At 58.2% G+C, this 16,608-nt stretch carries 19 protein-coding genes; 16 read left to right on the top strand and 3 right to left on the bottom strand.

All coding sequences use genetic code 11. From position 1 onward, the window contains the following. Positions 1-113: 113 nt before the first annotated feature. The 4 genes from rpe (at position 114) to purB (ending at position 3,430) form a co-directional block, all read left to right on the top strand. The gene (gene rpe / locus ACWPM9_RS09010; protein ID WP_484757447.1) at positions 114-791 is read left to right on the top strand and encodes a ribulose-phosphate 3-epimerase; all 678 of its coding nucleotides are present in this window, start codon (positions 114-116) and stop codon (positions 789-791) included. Beyond that, positions 788-1,519 (top strand): DUF2259 domain-containing protein, encoded by a 732-nt coding sequence (locus tag ACWPM9_RS09005; protein WP_484757446.1) that lies wholly within the window; start codon positions 788-790, stop codon positions 1,517-1,519. Before rpe ends, ACWPM9_RS09005 begins: the two co-directional genes overlap by 4 nt. A 1-nt stretch (position 1,520) precedes the next feature. Then, complete coding sequence (locus ACWPM9_RS09000) at positions 1,521-2,042, top strand: hypothetical protein (protein ID WP_484757445.1); 522 nt, start codon at positions 1,521-1,523, stop codon at positions 2,040-2,042. An 86-nt stretch (positions 2,043-2,128) separates the two neighbouring features. Beyond that, positions 2,129-3,430 carry an adenylosuccinate lyase gene (gene purB, locus ACWPM9_RS08995; protein WP_428186978.1) on the top strand — a complete coding sequence of 434 codons (1,302 nt, stop codon included), beginning with the start codon at positions 2,129-2,131 and terminating at the stop codon, positions 3,428-3,430. Between the two features lie 100 nt (positions 3,431-3,530). On the opposite strand, the gene ACWPM9_RS08990 is transcribed toward purB, so the two are convergent. Beyond that, entirely contained in the window at positions 3,531-4,412 is an 882-nt protein-coding gene (locus ACWPM9_RS08990; RefSeq protein ID WP_484757444.1) for a DUF2189 domain-containing protein, read from the bottom strand. 358 nt (positions 4,413-4,770) lie between these two features. Here ACWPM9_RS08990 and ACWPM9_RS08985 point away from each other — a divergent pair, with 358 nt between their 5' ends. Further along, positions 4,771-5,319 carry an RBBP9/YdeN family alpha/beta hydrolase gene (locus ACWPM9_RS08985; protein ID WP_428186980.1) on the top strand — a complete coding sequence of 183 codons (549 nt, stop codon included), beginning with the start codon at positions 4,771-4,773 and terminating at the stop codon, positions 5,317-5,319. 84 nt (positions 5,320-5,403) lie between these two features. Further along, positions 5,404-7,968 carry a sensor domain-containing protein gene (locus ACWPM9_RS08980; RefSeq protein ID WP_484757443.1) on the top strand — a complete coding sequence of 855 codons (2,565 nt, stop codon included), beginning with the start codon at positions 5,404-5,406 and terminating at the stop codon, positions 7,966-7,968. Positions 7,969-7,994: 26 nt separating this feature from the next. Here ACWPM9_RS08980 and ACWPM9_RS08975 read toward each other — a convergent pair whose 3' ends face one another. Further along, positions 7,995-8,315 (bottom strand): DUF1476 domain-containing protein, encoded by a 321-nt coding sequence (locus ACWPM9_RS08975; RefSeq protein WP_428186982.1) that lies wholly within the window; start codon positions 8,313-8,315, stop codon positions 7,995-7,997. A 258-nt stretch (positions 8,316-8,573) separates the two neighbouring features. Between ACWPM9_RS08975 and purC the strand changes: the two genes are divergently transcribed. From purC to ACWPM9_RS08945, 6 genes are read left to right on the top strand one after another with little or no spacing between them, the layout of a single operon-like run. Continuing rightward, positions 8,574-9,338 carry a phosphoribosylaminoimidazolesuccinocarboxamide synthase gene (purC, locus tag ACWPM9_RS08970; protein ID WP_428186983.1) on the top strand — a complete coding sequence of 255 codons (765 nt, stop codon included), beginning with the start codon at positions 8,574-8,576 and terminating at the stop codon, positions 9,336-9,338. A gap of 16 nt (positions 9,339-9,354) precedes the next feature. Beyond that, entirely contained in the window at positions 9,355-9,597 is a 243-nt protein-coding gene (gene purS, locus ACWPM9_RS08965; RefSeq protein WP_428186984.1) for a phosphoribosylformylglycinamidine synthase subunit PurS, read from the top strand. A gap of 19 nt (positions 9,598-9,616) precedes the next feature. Then, the gene (locus tag ACWPM9_RS08960) at positions 9,617-9,823 is read left to right on the top strand and encodes a hypothetical protein (protein ID WP_484757442.1); all 207 of its coding nucleotides are present in this window, start codon (positions 9,617-9,619) and stop codon (positions 9,821-9,823) included. Between the two features lies 1 nt (position 9,824). Then, on the top strand, positions 9,825-10,073 hold the full coding sequence (locus tag ACWPM9_RS08955) for a hypothetical protein (protein WP_484757631.1): 249 nt from the start codon (positions 9,825-9,827) through the stop codon (positions 10,071-10,073). Further along, positions 10,070-10,747 (top strand): phosphoribosylformylglycinamidine synthase subunit PurQ, encoded by a 678-nt coding sequence (purQ, locus tag ACWPM9_RS08950; RefSeq protein WP_428186986.1) that lies wholly within the window; start codon positions 10,070-10,072, stop codon positions 10,745-10,747. The genes ACWPM9_RS08955 and purQ overlap by 4 nt, the downstream gene beginning before the upstream one ends. Positions 10,748-10,758: 11 nt before the next feature. Beyond that, positions 10,759-11,139 carry a hypothetical protein gene (locus ACWPM9_RS08945; RefSeq protein WP_484757441.1) on the top strand — a complete coding sequence of 127 codons (381 nt, stop codon included), beginning with the start codon at positions 10,759-10,761 and terminating at the stop codon, positions 11,137-11,139. A 119-nt stretch (positions 11,140-11,258) separates the two neighbouring features. Here the strand turns inward: ACWPM9_RS08945 and ACWPM9_RS08940 are convergent, their stop codons facing one another. After that, complete coding sequence (locus tag ACWPM9_RS08940) at positions 11,259-11,537, bottom strand: DUF1127 domain-containing protein (RefSeq protein WP_428186988.1); 279 nt, start codon at positions 11,535-11,537, stop codon at positions 11,259-11,261. An 83-nt stretch (positions 11,538-11,620) separates the two neighbouring features. Between ACWPM9_RS08940 and ACWPM9_RS08935 the strand changes: the two genes are divergently transcribed. The 4 genes from ACWPM9_RS08935 to purL all read left to right on the top strand — a co-directional run bounded on the left by ACWPM9_RS08935 (position 11,621) and on the right by purL (position 16,597). Continuing rightward, positions 11,621-13,039 carry an aminotransferase-like domain-containing protein gene (locus ACWPM9_RS08935; RefSeq protein WP_428186989.1) on the top strand — a complete coding sequence of 473 codons (1,419 nt, stop codon included), beginning with the start codon at positions 11,621-11,623 and terminating at the stop codon, positions 13,037-13,039. 30 nt (positions 13,040-13,069) lie between these two features. Further along, on the top strand, positions 13,070-13,669 hold the full coding sequence (locus ACWPM9_RS08930; protein ID WP_484757440.1) for a GNAT family N-acetyltransferase: 600 nt from the start codon (positions 13,070-13,072) through the stop codon (positions 13,667-13,669). A 143-nt stretch (positions 13,670-13,812) separates the two neighbouring features. Further along, positions 13,813-14,175, top strand: a complete 363-nt coding sequence (locus ACWPM9_RS08925) for a DUF6636 domain-containing protein (RefSeq protein ID WP_484757439.1) — start codon at positions 13,813-13,815, stop codon at positions 14,173-14,175. 190 nt (positions 14,176-14,365) lie between these two features. Beyond that, positions 14,366-16,597 (top strand): phosphoribosylformylglycinamidine synthase subunit PurL, encoded by a 2,232-nt coding sequence (purL, locus tag ACWPM9_RS08920; protein WP_484757630.1) that lies wholly within the window; start codon positions 14,366-14,368, stop codon positions 16,595-16,597. Positions 16,598-16,608: the final 11 nt, after the last annotated feature.

The following is a 16,608-nucleotide window of genomic DNA, read 5'->3' as shown; positions in this document are numbered from 1 at the left end:
ATCGTTGAGATTAGCCCGCCCGACAGGTTGTGAGCAGGTTTTGCCGGTGCTATTGCGAAGCCCATATTGCGCGTCAAATAGGGCGCGCCAGGCGTTTAACCGGAGAAGCTGCCATGTCCCGTCCGCTCAAGATCGCTCCGTCGATCCTTGCCTCCAACTTTGCCAAGCTCGGCCAGGAAGTGGCCGATGTGACCGAGGCCGGCGCGGACTGGATCCATCTTGATGTCATGGACGGTCATTTCGTGCCCAATATTTCCTTCGGTCCGGCGGTCATCAAATCGCTGCGTCCGCACACCAAGGCAGTCTTCGATTGCCACCTGATGATTGCGCCGGCAGATCCCTATCTTGAAGCTTTCGCGGATGCCGGCTGCGATATCATCACGGTCCATGCCGAGGCTGGCCCTCATCTCCACCGCTCGCTGCAGACCATCCGCGCCCTTGGCAAGAAGGCCGGCGTTTCGCTCAATCCCGCAACCCCACTCTCCAACATCGAACATGTGCTGGACGATCTCGACCTGATCCTGATCATGAGCGTCAACCCCGGCTTCGGCGGACAGAAGTTCATCCCGGCCATGGTCGAGAAGATTGCCAAAACCAACCTTATGATTGCCAACCGGCCGATCGATCTGGAAGTCGATGGCGGCATTACCGCAGAGACTGCGCCATTGGTAACGGCAGCCGGCGCCAATGCTCTGGTGGCTGGCTCTGCCATCTTCAAGGGCGACGGCGTTGACGACTACCGCAAAACGGTCGACACTCTGAAAAAGGCAGCAGAGGACGGACGAGCTTGATACGTTTCAGCACGGCACTGGCAGCAGCGGGCATCTCGCTTGCCCTTTGCGGACCGGCCCACTCCGGCGATATTGCCAGCGTCCAGCCACTCGGCTTCTCCGAAGACCGCTCGGTCTTCGCCTTCGAGCAATATGGCGTCCAGGACGGGTCCGGCTTTCCCTATTCCGATATCTTCGTCATCGATACGGACAAGGACACGTTTCTACCGGGCTCTCCCATACGGGTGAGGATCGACGACGAAACAGTCGGGCTTGGCCAGGCGCGCGCAAAAGCCATGGCGCAGGCAAGCGAAATTCTCAAAGATTACGACATCGAGGATCATCCCGGAAAGCTGGTCGCCTTCAATCCGGTCAGCGAACTGGATACCGACGCTTATTTTATCCGGTATCTGCCCTATCCGGCCGATCCTGCCTTTGGAAATCCATACGCCTTTTCGCTTGAGGAAAGCTCGCACCTCCCGGCAGATCAGTGCGAGGGCATACTGGATGAAGTGAAGGGCTTTCGCCTGATCCTCAAGCAAAAAGACGGCAAGGACACCAACACGATCGTCCACGAAGACACCACCGTGCCGAAGAGCCGAAATTGCCCAACGGGCTATCGTATTGGCGGTGTCGTGACTTATACGGCAATGGATGGCGCCACCGTTCATGTCGTCCTGATCAACGTTTTGAGCCACGGCTTCGAGGGACACGACGGTCGCTGGATTGCTGTGCCGGTTCACCCCTGATATGCCAGAATCGGGCAAGACCGGCGCGCCCTCCGTCAGAACTCGCCTCTCAGCATCGCGCCCTCCCGCTCTCAGCTGGATCGCCGGCGCACTGATCTGGGGCGCTGCCATGACCGGGGCACTGCTAGTCACGCTCGCCATTCTGGAGCGTCTGGGCGAATTTCATCTGACGGCTCTCGTCAGCATCTATTTCTGTGGTGGCGCCCTTGCCTGGCTGATCGCCCTGCCGCTGATCCGCTTTGCCAGTTACAGGCGCCGGGTCGAAACCCGTTTTGCCGCCGGCTTCCTGTTTTTAGGCTTGGGAACGGTCGCGATGACCGCTTTACTGTTCGCCATGCAGTACCGTCTGTTTTATGCCCGCTGGCATGCCCCAGCGGGCTCATTCATCTGGATGTATCAATTCGTCTACACCTCTGCCGGTGCCGCTTATCAATTCTGCGTCATCGGTGTCAGGCTGGTCTTTCCGTGGGCGCCAGCCCTTCTCCTGGCCGCCAGCCTCTATCTTGCCCGTCAAAGAGCCTGAGCGGATTGTTGTGATTATCACGGCACTTTGCTAAAGCGGCGGCAGAATTTCCCAGCACGAATTGCCAAAGACAGGACGCAACGCCGATGATCCCTCGCTATTCCCGGCCCGAAATGGTCGCCATCTGGTCGCCTGAAACCAAGTTCCGCATCTGGTTCGAGATCGAGGCCCATGCCTGCGACGCGCTGGCCGAACTCGGTGTCATCCCGAAATCAGCCGCCGAGACCATCTGGGAAAAGGGCGGAAATGCCGAATTCGACGTTGCCCGCATCGATGAAATCGAGGCCGTCACCAAGCACGACGTCATCGCTTTCCTCACCCATCTCGCCGAATTCGTCGGCCCGGATTCACGCTTCATCCATCAGGGCATGACCTCGTCGGATGTACTCGACACCACCTTCAATATCCAGCTTGTGCGCGCCGCCGACATTCTGCTCGCTGACATGGATCGTCTTCTGGAAGCGCTGAAAAAGCGTGCCTTCGAACACAAGGATACGGTCCGCATCGGTCGCAGCCACGGCATCCATGCCGAGCCGACAACGATGGGTCTCACACTCGCCCGCTTCTATGCTGAAATGAAGCGCAACCGCGACCGGCTGGTCACCGCCCGCGCTGAAGTGGCAACCGGTGCGATCTCCGGCGCCGTCGGCACATTCGCCAATATCGACCCGCAGGTCGAAGAACATGTCTGCGCAAAGCTCGGCCTCGTACCGGAGCCTGTTTCCACCCAGGTCATCCCGCGGGACCGCCACGCCATGTTCTTCGCCACCCTCGGCGTGATTGCGTCTTCGGTCGAGAATGTCGCCATCGAAATCCGCCACATGCAGCGCACCGAAGTGCTGGAAGCGGAAGAATTCTTCTCGCCGGGCCAGAAGGGCTCGTCGGCCATGCCGCACAAGCGCAACCCGGTTCTGACGGAAAACCTAACCGGCCTTGCCCGCCTCGTGCGCATGTCCGTCATCCCGTCCATGGAAAACGTGGCACTGTGGCACGAGCGCGATATCTCGCACTCCTCGGTCGAGCGCGCCATCGGGCCCGACACCACCATCACACTCGATTTCGCCCTCAACCGCCTGTCAGGCGTAATCGAAAAGCTGGTGATCTATCCGGACAACATGTTGAAGAACATGAACAAGTTCAAGGGACTGGTGATGAGCCAGCGCGTTCTCCTGGCACTCACCCAGGCCGGTGTATCACGCGAAGACTCCTATCGCCTGGTACAGCGCAACGCCATGAAGGTCTGGGAACAGGGCAAGGACTTCCTGGAAGAGCTCCTGGCCGACGAAGAAGTGCGCAAGGCGCTGTCGGAAGAGGAAATCCGCGAAAAGTTCGACCTTGGCTATCATACCAAGCATGTCGACACGATCTTCAAACGCGTTTTCGGTTGATACGGCCGAAAGACGCCATAACGATTGACATATTGAGGGTGGCGGCCAATCAGGCCGTCACCCTTTTTCAATCGCATTGGTTAAAGCGAAAAGACTGTCATCAGGCGGCTGACTGCCCCTTCCCCGAGGCAGTTTTTGCAATACGGCTGCTTCTGGGCTTCAGCGTCCGCAGTTGGGCCGGCACCGGCAGCGGTTCGATCAGCTTGCGATAAAGATGCCACGTCGCATGGCCGAGGATCGGTACAATCACAGCCAGGCCGACCAAAAGTGTCGCCATGCCAACCAGCAGCGCAATCGCCACCGTCAGCCCCCAGAGCAACACCGGCACCGGATTGGCGATGGTCACACGAAGCGACGTCTCAATGGCGACCGCCACGCTGACCTTGCGATCCAACATCAGCGGAAAGGCAACGATACTGGTGGCAAGGGCTACGAGTGCAAAGACGAAACCGATGAGATTGCCCCAGATGATCAGCGCCCATCCCCCTGGAGCCTCCATCACATCGGCAGCAAAACGCAAGAACGACGCCGGAGCAAGATCACCGAAGGACAGGAAATAGAGCCACTGGGCGGCGACCAGCCAGGCGACGAACAGCCCGACCAGAAAGGCACTCATGGCAATGATCGACGGCAGCGCTGGCGAGTGTCTTACTTCAAAGGCATGGTGCCAGCTTGTATCCTCCCCCATCTCTCGCCGGCGGCTGATCTCATAAAGACCCAGCGCCAGAATGGGGCCGACCAGAGCAAAACCGCTCATCAGAGGATAAATCATCGGCAAGAGTGCCACGCCGATGCTCCAGGCGATCAGGACGATCCCCGCGACCGGATAAATCAAACCCATGAATACATAATGAGAGGGCTTCGCCTTGAAGTCCTCCAGCCCGGCATGCAAGGCATCGCTGATGTCTTGCGTTGTAATCTGGCGTATTATTGGCTGCTCAAGCGCCCCGTGCGCTGCCGCCATTCCTTGTATACTGGCCATGCTGCTGCTCCACTCCCGGTTAGGCCGGCGATGACCCAACGGTCCTCTAGTCAAATTGGACCGCCGGTAGCTCCGGCATTGCCTGCTCAATGGTTTTGCCTCCCTACCGCCAATCGGCAGCAAGACCATGGAGTAGGCCGCAAGCGTCTCAAGAGCAGCACAACAACGACGCATATTCAGCCATGCGTTGAAGCTTATCACAGCCTGCACGTGATGTCGCCACACTCGCGAAAATATGAAGGAAGCCGATATCCAATCGGGCTTCAACGATCATCAAGATCCGTTGCGGATCGCGTGACGGAAAATTCCTTTCGCATCCATGCTTGACGAATGAAGCCCGTGACAGCAGATAAGGGCCATGAAGGCGTCAGAAGCAGAAATTCTCATCATTCCCGGATACACCAATTCGGGCCCCGACCATTGGCAAAGCCGCTGGGAGCAGAAACTCTCCTCGGCGCGCAGGGTCGAGCAGGCCGAATGGTCGAAGCCCGTGCTGGAAGACTGGGTCGAACGCGTGGCCGCAGAGGTCAATGCAAGCGAAAAGCCCGTCGTTTTGGTTGCCCACTCGCTTGGCATCCCGACGGCGATCCATGCCATCCCGAAATTCGAGAAGAAGGTTGCCGGCGCCTTCTTCGTTGCGCCGCCTGAGGTGGATAATCCGAAAATCCGTCCGAAGCACCTGATGACCTTCGGCCCCTATCCAAGAGCGCCGTTGCCGTTTCCGACGCTCACCATCGCCAGTCGCAACGATCCATTCGGCTCGTATGATCACGCCGACGACGTCGCCAATGCCTGGGGCTCGCTGCTGATAGACGCAGGCGAGGCCGGCCATATCAATGCAGAATCGGGTCACGGACCCTGGCCAGAAGGCACGATGGTATTCGCGCAGTTTCTGGGCCGGCTCTGACAACGTCGGCGATTAAGCCGATCTTAATGCAATATCCATAACTTTCCTGCAACGTTCCCGCCGTGCCGAGTATGAGGGGGCAAGTTGCAGCGTAGCGCCACCAAACGGCTTTTCAAACAGGCCAATCTGACGGATCTGCCATCCGGGCTGTTCGACGCCTTGCCGGAAGCCACAGCAATTGTGGATCGAAACGGCGATTTCAGCCTTATCAACAAGGCATTCCAGACACTGCTGAAGACGCATGCCCAGTCGGGGTCTTGCGCTGATTTTGTCTACGATGACGATTGCGCACCTTTCAGTGCCTTTCTGGTTGCCGGCCAACTGTCGACCGAGGAGCGACGCCCTACACAAGTGCGGCTCCTCGCCGCTGACGGAACAGCAATCTGGGTATTGGCGAGCCTCGCCCCGCTGGCGATTGACAATCCAAGGCAGGCTCTGGTGGTCCAGTTCGCCAATATTTCGGCCCTAAAGGCCAAGGAATCGGAGCTATCGCTTAAGGAAGCGCGTTGGCGGCAGGCACTCACCAGTTCCGCAACAGGTGTTTGGGACCATAATTTCGCAACCGGAGAAATGTTCTACTCCTCCGAATGGCGCAAGATGCGCGGGCTCGCGAAGAACGATCCGATCCCGGAAACGGACCAAGATTGGCTGGCACTCATCCATCCCGACGATCGGGACCGGACCATGCACGCCCTGGAGCGGCAGAACGCGGGCGACCCCCTGTTTGCCTGCTTTGAATATCGGGAGCGTCACAGGGACGGACACTGGGTCTGGATAGAATGCCGCGGCGCATGTGTCGCCTGGGACAGCATGGGCACGCCCCTGCGTATCATCGGCATCGACACCGACATTACTGAACGCAAGCGCTCGGAGGAAATGCTGAAGGAACTATCGCGTCGCCTCAAGCTGGCACTGGAAGTCTCAAATATCGGCGTTTTCGAAGCGGACTTCGATACAGGCCGGAGCGACTGGGACCAAAGCATGCGCAAGGTCTTCGGCATCGACGAGAATAGCGAAGTCAATATTGGCGGCATATGGGAACAGCTCGTGCACCCGGATGATCGTGACCGTGTGCTTGAAAATGTCGATATGAACGTCAAGAATTTGCAGCCGTTTTCGGATGAATACCGCGTGGTCTTGCCCAATGGCTCCCAGCGCTACATCCGCTCGCGCACCCTGCCCTATATAAGCGCCGACGGTCACCGCAGGATGGTGGGCGCCAATTGGGACGTCACAGCAGACAGGGCGCTCAGAAGCGAGCTGGAACGCTCCAAAACGCTGGCTGAAGCCCGCAACGGTGAACTCGAAAAAGCCAAGGCGCATATCGAACACATTGCGATGCACGATTATCTGACCGGCCTGCCCAACCGACGCTATCTGGACGAGACGTTGGCCGCGTTCGGCGCTGACTGCGAACAATCCGGTCAATCACTTGCCGTGCTGCATATCGACCTGGACCGCTTCAAGCAGATCAACGATACGCTTGGCCACGACGCCGGGGACACCATGCTCAGGCATGCATCCCGTATCCTCACCGATAATATCAGAGACGACGATTTCGCAGCCCGCATTGGCGGCGACGAATTTGTGGTGCTCATTCGCTCCGACGGCTCGCAACGCAAGCTGGCACGGCTTGCCGATCGCATCATCAGCGAAATGCGCAAACCGGTCGCCGTCGATGGTCACGAATGCCGTTTCGGCAGCAGCATCGGCGTCGCCGTCGCCAGAGGCCCTGGGCTCGATGCCCGCCAGCTGCTGCTCAACGCCGACATTGCCCTCTACCACGCAAAGAACAGTGGCCGTAATCGCTGCGAGTTCTTCTCGCCCGACACTCACAGCCAGATGATCAGCGTCAAGAAATTGTCGGATGACATTCTGCGCGGGCTGGAGATGGACGAGTTCGTGCCCTTCTACCAGTTCCAGTTCTGTGCCCGCACACTGGACGTAACAGGCGTTGAAACGCTGGCCCGCTGGCGGCACCCGGAAAAGGGGCTGCTGATGCCAGACAGCTTCCTGACGGTCGCCGACGATCTGGACGTCGTTGCCACCATTGATGGCCTGATCCTGGAAAAGGCACTGGTAGACTTCAAGCGCTGGCGCGCACAGGGGCTTGTCGTGCCCAAACTCTCGGTCAATGTATCCTCGCGCCGCCTTCACGACCCTGCGCTGAAGAAGAAGCTGTCAACACTCGACATCAAGCCGGGCACTGTCTCGTTCGAACTGCTGGAATCGACATTTCTCGATGACTTTAACGAGCAGGTCAGTACCAATCTGGCGCATCTGCGCAAGCTCGGGATAGATATCGAGGTGGATGACTTTGGAACGGGTCACGCCTCAATCGTCAGTCTTCTTCGCCTCAGCCCCCACACCTTCAAGATTGATCGAGAGCTGATCAGCAAAGTCCCGGATTCAAAGGAACAGAGGCAGATGGTGCGCTCCATCATCGAACTCGGCCACTCTCTGGACATCCGTGTCATCGCAGAGGGCGTGGAGACAGCCGATCATGTGCGCGTGCTGAGTGAGCTGGGCTGCGATGTTCTGCAGGGTTACGGCTTGTCGAAACCCATCCCCTTTGAGGAGACGGCAAAGTTTCTTGAAAACGAATCTTGGCGGGTGCAGAACCATGCCAAAGGGCGCAAGGGCGAGTAGACGAGCTCCCGCCCCCGCGCAGAAATTCACTTGGTTTGTACTTGCTCGATCGCTTCACCGAGCAGATCGACCATTTTGGTCCGGATGGCCTCATCGCTGATCGTGACACCGCCAGCCGTCAGATCGCCGCGGACCTTGCGAAAAACATCTTCATCGCCGGCTTCCTCGAAATCGGATGCAACCACCTCCTTGGCATAGGCGTCCGCAGCTTCGCCATCCTTGCCGAGTTGCGAGGCAACCCAAAGGCCAAGCAATTTGTTGCGCCGTGCTTCTGCCCGGAACTTCAGATCCTGATCATGCGCGAACTTGTTTTCAAACGCTTTTTGACGATCATTGATACCGCTCATCTGCATCTCCCAATTTGCACGCCGCCGGGCGCGCTTCGTTTCCCCATTAATCAAAACCCTGTACAAAGAGCAATGCGTCCCTTTGTCGATTCTCTCACGCTTCGAAAGCTCCTGTCACCCCTCCATCGCCATCACCAGCAAAACAGAGGAAGGAACAACAGTCGCATTGTGGAAATCGCCGTTATCCTTTATGGGACCGCTTTAAATCATAACTCCACTGCGTTTCGCTGAGAACGCCAACAGCAGAGAACATCATCCATGAACCGTCGCCGCCGTATTTACGAGGGCAAGGCCAAGATCCTCTATGAAGGTCCAGAGCCGGGCACACTGGTCCAGTTTTTCAAGGACGATGCGACCGCTTTCAACAAGAAGAAGCACGATGTCATCGACGGCAAGGGCGTACTCAACAATCGCATTTCCGAGTACCTCTTCACCCACCTGAACAAGATCGGCATTCCCACCCACTTCATCCGCCGGCTCAACATGCGCGAGCAGCTGATCAAGGAAGTGGAGATCATTCCGCTTGAGATCGTGGTGCGCAACGTCGCTGCCGGATCGCTCGCCAAGCGGCTCGGAATTGACGAGGGCGTCGTTTTGCCCCGCTCGATCATCGAATTCTACTACAAGTCGGATGCGCTCGAAGACCCGATGGTCTCCGAAGAGCATATCACGGCCTTCGGTTGGGCAAATCCCGCCGAACTCGACGATATCATGGCGCTGGCCATCCGCGTCAACGACTTCCTCTCCGGGCTGTTTCTCGGCATCGGCATCCAGCTCATCGACTTCAAGATCGAATGCGGTCGCCTTTTTGAAGGCGAAATGATGCGGATCATCCTCGCCGACGAGATCTCGCCGGACAGCTGCCGCCTGTGGGATATCGAAACCCGGGAAAAGCTCGACAAGGACCGTTTCCGCGAGGATCTCGGTGGCCTGCTCGAAGCCTATCAGGAAGTTGCACGCCGTCTCGGCATCATCAATGAAAATGAACCGCTCCGGGGCACCGGTCCGGTTCTCGTGAAGTAATCAAGGGAGCTATCCAGTGATCAAGGCCCGCGTCACCGTCACATTGAAAAACGGCGTTCTCGATCCCCAGGGCAAGGCGATCGAAGGTGCATTGTCGACCTTGGGTTTCGACGGCGTCAGCCATGTCCGTCAGGGCAAGGTCTTTGACCTCGAACTCGATACAGCCGACAAGGCAAAGGCCGAGCAGGACCTCAAAGCCATGTGTGAAAAGCTGCTCGCAAACACCGTCATCGAGAACTATACTATCGCCATCGACTGAGGGTTGAAGGGGCGCGGCCATGGCCGAAGTGACCAGTGAAATGCTCTACGAAGATCTGCTCAAGCTGGATGCGAGAGCAGCTCAAGCGGAAGCTGCATTGAACGATCTGGTGAGTTTCATGAAAGACATGAACAAGGAACTCACGGATGGTCAGGTCAAAACGGAAGAGCTGAAGAGAAAGATCTTCAAGAACCGTGTTGACGCTGAGGGTGCACTGAGTGGCTGACATGTCTGCCGAATTGGTCCAGGAGCTTTTGCGCCGTATCCACCAGCGAGCGGACCGACCAGAGACAGCTGCCCGCGACCTGCGAAATGAGTTAAATGCCATGCGCCTGACATTGCATGCGCATCAAAGCGACATAAACAACCTCTACGCCCTGCATCCGCAATTGGATGAGCGGCTTGAGAGGATCGAAAACCGTCTGGAGCTCCGCGAGCTTCAGGAAGCACAATCAAGGTTTGAACCAAGCCCATGAAATCTGCAGTCGTTCAGCTCCCAGGCCTCAACCGCGACCGCGACATGATCGCAGCCCTCACCAAGATTTCCGGCCATGCGCCGGTTACCGTCTGGCAGACGGAGACGGAAATCCCCGATGTCGACCTGATCGTCATCCCGGGCGGCTTCTCCTATGGAGATTATCTGCGCTGTGGCGCAATCGCTGCCCGCATGCCGGTGATGCAGGCGATCAAATCAAAGGCCGAGCAGGGTGTCAAAGTGCTCGGGGTCTGCAACGGCTTCCAGATTCTGGTTGAAGCCGGCATGCTGCCCGGCGCGCTGATGCGCAATGCCTCGCTCAAATTCGTCTGCCGCGAAGTCAAGCTTGAGGTCGTAAACCCCGACACCGACTTCTCGCGCGCTTACGAAAAGGGCCAGATCATCCGCACCCCTGTTGCCCATCACGACGGCAACTATTTTGCCGATGCCGAAACGCTTTCGGCTATGTACGATAAGGGACAGGTCGTATTTAAATATGCCGACGGCACAAACCCCAACGGTTCTGTGGACGACATCGCAGGTGTCATGAACGAGAAGGGCAACGTGCTCGGCATGATGCCCCATCCGGAAAACCTCATTGAAGCCGCCCATGGGGGCAGCGACGGACGCGGCATCTTTGCATCTGCGCTCGACGTCGTCGCAGCGTCTGCCTGAGAAAGAACAAAATGCGCCCTGCCCTCACTGCGGCACTCTTCATCGGTCTCGCAGGCCTTTCGGCCTGCCAGTCAAAATCGGACAACAAGCCGACCCAATCGGCGCTTGATGTGATGGAACGGGTTGCGGTGGGGGCAAACCGCTGCTGGTTCAAATCTGGTGATTCCGCCTTCACCGCTTATGAAATGGCGCCTGAACTCAACTCATTCTCCGGCAAGCCACGCATTCTGCTGGTACGCAAGGGCCACAGCGACATTCGCCCGGTCCTGGTCGTGCTCGCGGAAGGTCGACCGGCCAAACTGAGCGCGTTCGGCCCCATGATGAACGAGTCCATCGCGTCGCGTATCGGAACAGATGTCACGCGCTGGGCCGGTGGCGACAAGAGCTGCTGACAAAAGACGGCCCGAACGTGGTTGGGAACGTTCGGACCGCCTATAAGACTGCAGGGATGCAGCCTTGAGCTGATCATGTCGGCTCAGCTATCAACAGCGATAAACCGTCGCCTCTCCACTCATAGAAACAGAGACCTGCGCACTTCCTCGCGCACCTGCTGTCGGCTGATACCGATGTCGCGCAACATTGTGTCGTCAAGCTCGCGCAGCGCCAGACGGCTGCGACGTCGCGCACTCCAATTGACCAACATCTGCCACAACCCCGCCGCTCCACGACGCGTGACGGGCATCGGCGCGGGCGCCAACATGTCACCCGTGGACCGAAACAGGCTCTCTCGCTGGTAACCATCGGGATAAATTGTATCTATTGTCACGAGATATTCATCGTACTTGCGCATATTGCACCTACATCCGCATGGCTTAATCGGTGCAATTTAGATATATTGACACCTTCAAGGGTTCAATGTAGATAATTGTCACTATGACAACTTGGCTCCCAGACATCAAAAAAGGAAATGGCCCTCTCTATGTTCGCCTTGCGGACCAGATGGAGGAGGCCATTATGGTTGGACATCTGGTCGACGGGGCAAAGCTGCCTCCGCAGAGAAATCTCGCATTCGACATAGGGGTGACAATCGGTACAATTTCTCGCGCCTATGCTCTTCTCCACGAGCGCGGCCTGGTCAGCGGCGAAGTGGGACGGGGCACCTATGTCCTGTCGCGCAAGGACATCACCGCACAGGCGGCCAATGATCCGGTCACGATCGGCCTATCCGGCAGCAGGCCCTTCACGGCCCCACCGGGCAAGATCAGGTTCGACAGTACGGCCGCACCCGATATTGGCCAAAGTGCACAACTGGCCCGGCTGATGGCAGAGATCGGAACTGAATGCTCGTCAGAAATTGCAAGCTACACCCGCAGCTTCCCCGATCATTGGTATGAGGCAGGCGCTCGCTGGCTCAGCTACGGCAACTGGAGACCGTCGCCGGAGGTCATCGTCCCCACATTGGGAGCCCATGCCGGCATCATGGCAATCCTTACCGCCATAACCAATCCCGGTGATCGCATCATCTTTGAACACATGACCTATTCGCAGGTCAGCCGCGCCGTAGGCCTCGTTGGCCGCCGCACCGCATTGGTGGAATCCGATGGGGACGGAATCATTCCTGAAGATTTCGAGCGCGTTTGCGTGCAGCAGCATCCGAAGGTCGCCTTTATCATGTCGTCGGCACAAAACCCGACCTTGGCGACGCTTCCCTTCGATCGACGCAAAGCCATCGCAGACATTGCCCACAAACACAGCGTGTGGCTGATTGAAGACAATCTCTATGGCGCGATGGACAAGAAGGAAATTCCGCTCATCGCTGAACTTGCCCCCGACCGCACCTTCGTCGTCGATGGCTTGTCGAAGGCCGTGGCAGCGGGCGTGCGCGGCGGCTGGGTCGCCTGCCCGCCGCATTTTGCCCAGCGTGTCCGTGTGGCCCATAAGATGATGACGGGCGGTCTGCCCTTCCTTTTGGCCGAGATTTGCGCCCGGCTCGTGATGTCCGGCGCAGCGGATGAAATCTGGCAGGCCTGCCGCCGGGAAATCAATGCCCGCGAGGCCGAAGCACGCAAGATTCTGGCGGGCCATGACTTCAGGTCGAACACCGACATCCCCTTCCTGTGGTTGAAGCTGCCGGAGCCCTGGCTCTCTGCGACATTCAAGAATGCCGCCCTCAACGAAGGCGTGCTGATCGACGACGAGGATGAGTTCAAGGCCGGCCGCTCCGAAAAGACCAGTCACCGCGTCCGCATAGGCTTCTCCTCACCGGAGTCACTCAACGAAGTCACCAACGGCCTCAAGGTCATCCGCGGCCTGCTGGATAATGCATCAGCGGGATACGACAGTGTCGCGTAGTGAGCTTGGTAAAACATCCCGGAGTTTCAAATGACAGTCTGGCCAGATCTCTTTTCGGTTGAAGGCAAATATGTATCCGTTGTTCCCCTCTCCATGGATCACCGTGACGATCTGGTCGAGGCGGTCGCCGACGGAGAACTGCATCGACTGTGGTACACGGTGATCCCCAAGCCAGAAGACATGGGCACGGAGATCGACCGGCGCCTTGGACTGCGCAAGGCTGGCTCCATGCTGCCGTTTGCAGTGATTGATCAGGCAAGCGGTCGGGCTGTCGGCATGACGACCTATATGAATATCGACGCCGTGAGCCGAAAAGTTGAAATCGGATCCACATGGTACAGACAGTCCGTGCAGAAGACGCCGCTCAATACCGAATGCAAATTGCTGCTGCTGGAGCACGCTTTTGAAAGGCTCGACTGCATCTGCGTGGAGCTCAGAACGCATGCCCTGAACGTCCAGAGCCGCCGGGCAATCGAGCGCCTTGGCGCCAAACTGGACGGTTTACTCCGCTCCCATTCGATCATGGCCAATGGAACCGTCCGCGACACCGCAGCCTATTCCATCATCGCGTCCGAATGGCCAGCCGTAAAAGCAAATCTGAAGTGGCAGCTGGAAAAGCCCAGATCATAGCCCAAGGTTACGCTTTTTGTCGCCATGGTCAAAGCCCGCCTCGCAGACTATCATCGACCTCGGATCAAACATGTGCGGGGGCGAACATGCAGAGATTTTCAGGCCTTTCGGCCGCAATGATGGTATTTTCAACAGCACCGGCCATGGCCGATGTCTGGACATTCGAGACACCATCGCAAAATATTCAGTGCTCGGTCGGCGAGGACTTCGACACCGAAACAGATATCTTCTGCACCATTATCCAACGAAGGGATCCACCAGCAATCCCGCGCCCGGCCAGTTGCAAGGCGGACTGGGGACATGACTTTACCCTGCGCGAATATGGGCCTGCAAAATTGCTCTGCAGGCCTCTTAATCGCAGCAAGGGCGGCTTTGACACGGCGGAATACGGCGTCACTGCCGATCTTGGTGGCATCATATGCTCTTCGTCCCGCAAGGGCCTAAGATGCACGAACCGCGACGGACACGGATTTTTCCTCTCTCGTGCCGTGCAATCGGTGTTTTGAGAAACGCGACCGCAGGGCATCGATGCAAGGCAGCATTCGATGAGCGAAATTTCCCTCTTCTATTCCTGTGGATTCACCCTTCTGACATCAAAAGAGCAAATTTCCTGTCGCACCGCCCGGCCACATGCGTTAAACAACCGGCAAACCTCTACCCATGCGCAAGCCTTCCAAGGAAGAGCCCAGGACAACGATGACAATTTCCAATACTGTTGCGATCACCCCCGAACTCATTGCCGCACACGGCCTGAAGCCGGACGAATATGATCGGATCCTGGAACTGATCGGTCGCGAGCCGAGCTTCACCGAACTCGGCATCTTTTCCGCCATGTGGAACGAGCACTGCTCGTACAAGTCTTCCAAGCGCTGGCTGCGCACGCTGCCGACCACCGGCGCCCGTGTCATCCAGGGTCCGGGTGAGAATGCCGGCGTGGTCGACATCGATGACGGCGACTGCGTGGTCTTCAAGATGGAGAGCCACAACCACCCGTCTTACATCGAACCCTATCAGGGTGCAGCCACCGGCGTTGGCGGCATTCTGCGCGATGTCTTCACCATGGGTGCGCGCCCTGTCGCCGCCATGAACGCACTGCGCTTCGGTTCACCTGATCACCCCAAGACCCGCCACCTCGTCTCTGGCGTGGTTGCAGGCGTTGGCGGCTACGGCAATTCCTTCGGCGTACCGACAGTCGGCGGCGAAGTCGAGTTCGACGAACGCTACAACGGCAACATCCTCGTCAATGCATTTGCAGCAGGGCTTGCAAAGACCGACGGCATTTTCCTGTCCGAAGCCAAGGGCGTCGGCCTGCCAGTCGTCTATCTCGGAGCAAAGACCGGTCGCGATGGCGTTGGTGGCGCGACCATGGCCTCGGCAGAATTTGACGAATCGATCGAGGAAAAGCGCCCGACCGTTCAGGTTGGCGACCCCTTCACCGAAAAATGCCTGCTGGAGGCCTGCCTTGAACTGATGAAGACGGGCGCCGTCATCGCCATTCAGGATATGGGGGCCGCCGGTCTCACCTGTTCGGCCGTCGAAATGGGCGCCAAGGGCGACCTCGGCATCGAATTGAACCTCGACACGGTGCCTGTTCGCGAAGAACAGATGTCATCCTATGAAATGATGCTGTCGGAAAGCCAGGAGCGCATGCTCATGGTGCTGGAACCCTCCAAGGAAGAAGAAGCCAAGGCGATCTTCGTCAAATGGGGCCTCGACTTTGCCATTGTCGGCAAGACCACCGACGACCTGCGCTTCCGCGTCCTGCATCAGGGCGAAGAAGTGGCCAACCTGCCGATCAAGGATCTGGGTGACCAGGCTCCCGAATATGATCGCCCCTGGCGCGAATCCGACAAGCGCAGCCCGCTGCCAGCCAGTCTGGTTCCTGAAATGGAAGATTATGGCGCAGCGCTTCTGCAACTGGTCGGTTCGCCCAACCAGTCGAGCCGGCGCTGGGTCTACGAACAGTATGACACGCTGATCCAGGGCAACTCCCTGCAGCTTCCCGGTGGCGATGCCGGCGTGGTGCGCGTCGAAACCCATCCGACCAAGGCGCTGGCCTTCTCGTCTGACGTCACGCCGCGCTATGTCGAGGCCGACCCCTATGAAGGTGGCAAGCAGGCCGTCGCCGAATGCTGGCGCAATATCAATGCCACCGGCGCCGAGCCACTGGCCTCCACTGACAACCTGAACTTCGGCAACCCGGAAAAACCCGAAATCATGGGCCAGCTGGTGGAAGCCATCAAGGGTATCGGTGAAGCCTGCAGCGCGCTCGACTTCCCCATCGTCTCGGGCAATGTCTCGCTCTATAACGAGACCAACGGGGTGGCGATCCTGCCCACTCCGACCATTGCCGGCGTCGGCCTCATGCCCGACTGGTCGCGCATGGCCCGCATCGGCAGCGCCAACGACGGCGATGCTCTCATCGTGATCGGCGGCGACGGCACCCATCTCGGCAGCTCGATCTATCTGCGCGATCTTCTCGACCGCACCGATGGCCCCCCACCCGAGGTCGATCTCTACGCCGAGCGTCGCAATGGCGAACTGGTGCGCTCTGCCATTCGCAACGGTCAGATCACTGCCTGCCACGACCTGTCCTCAGGCGGACTCGCTCTGGCTTTGGCCGAGATGGTCATCAGCTCCGGCAAGGGCATGAAGATCAGCCTTGATGACAGCCGCGGCCCGATGCATGCACTGCTGTTTGGTGAGGATCAGGCACGCTATGTGATTGCAGTTCCAGACGATCTCGCCAATTTCGTCTGCGCCAGCGCAGAAGGTGCCGGCGTGCCGTTCCGCAAGCTCGGCACAGTGGGCGGTGACACATTGACCATCGATGGCGTCTTGTCGCTCAGCGCTGAACAATTGCGCCAGGCCCATGAATCATGGTTTCCTGCCTATATGGACGACGCGGCCAAGGTTGCGGCGGAATAACGAGGAAACAT

This window comes from Agrobacterium sp. H141, from assembly GCF_057158725.1.
Note: the sequence above shows the minus strand (reverse complement) of the source record. Positions and strands in the feature narration are given on the sequence as shown.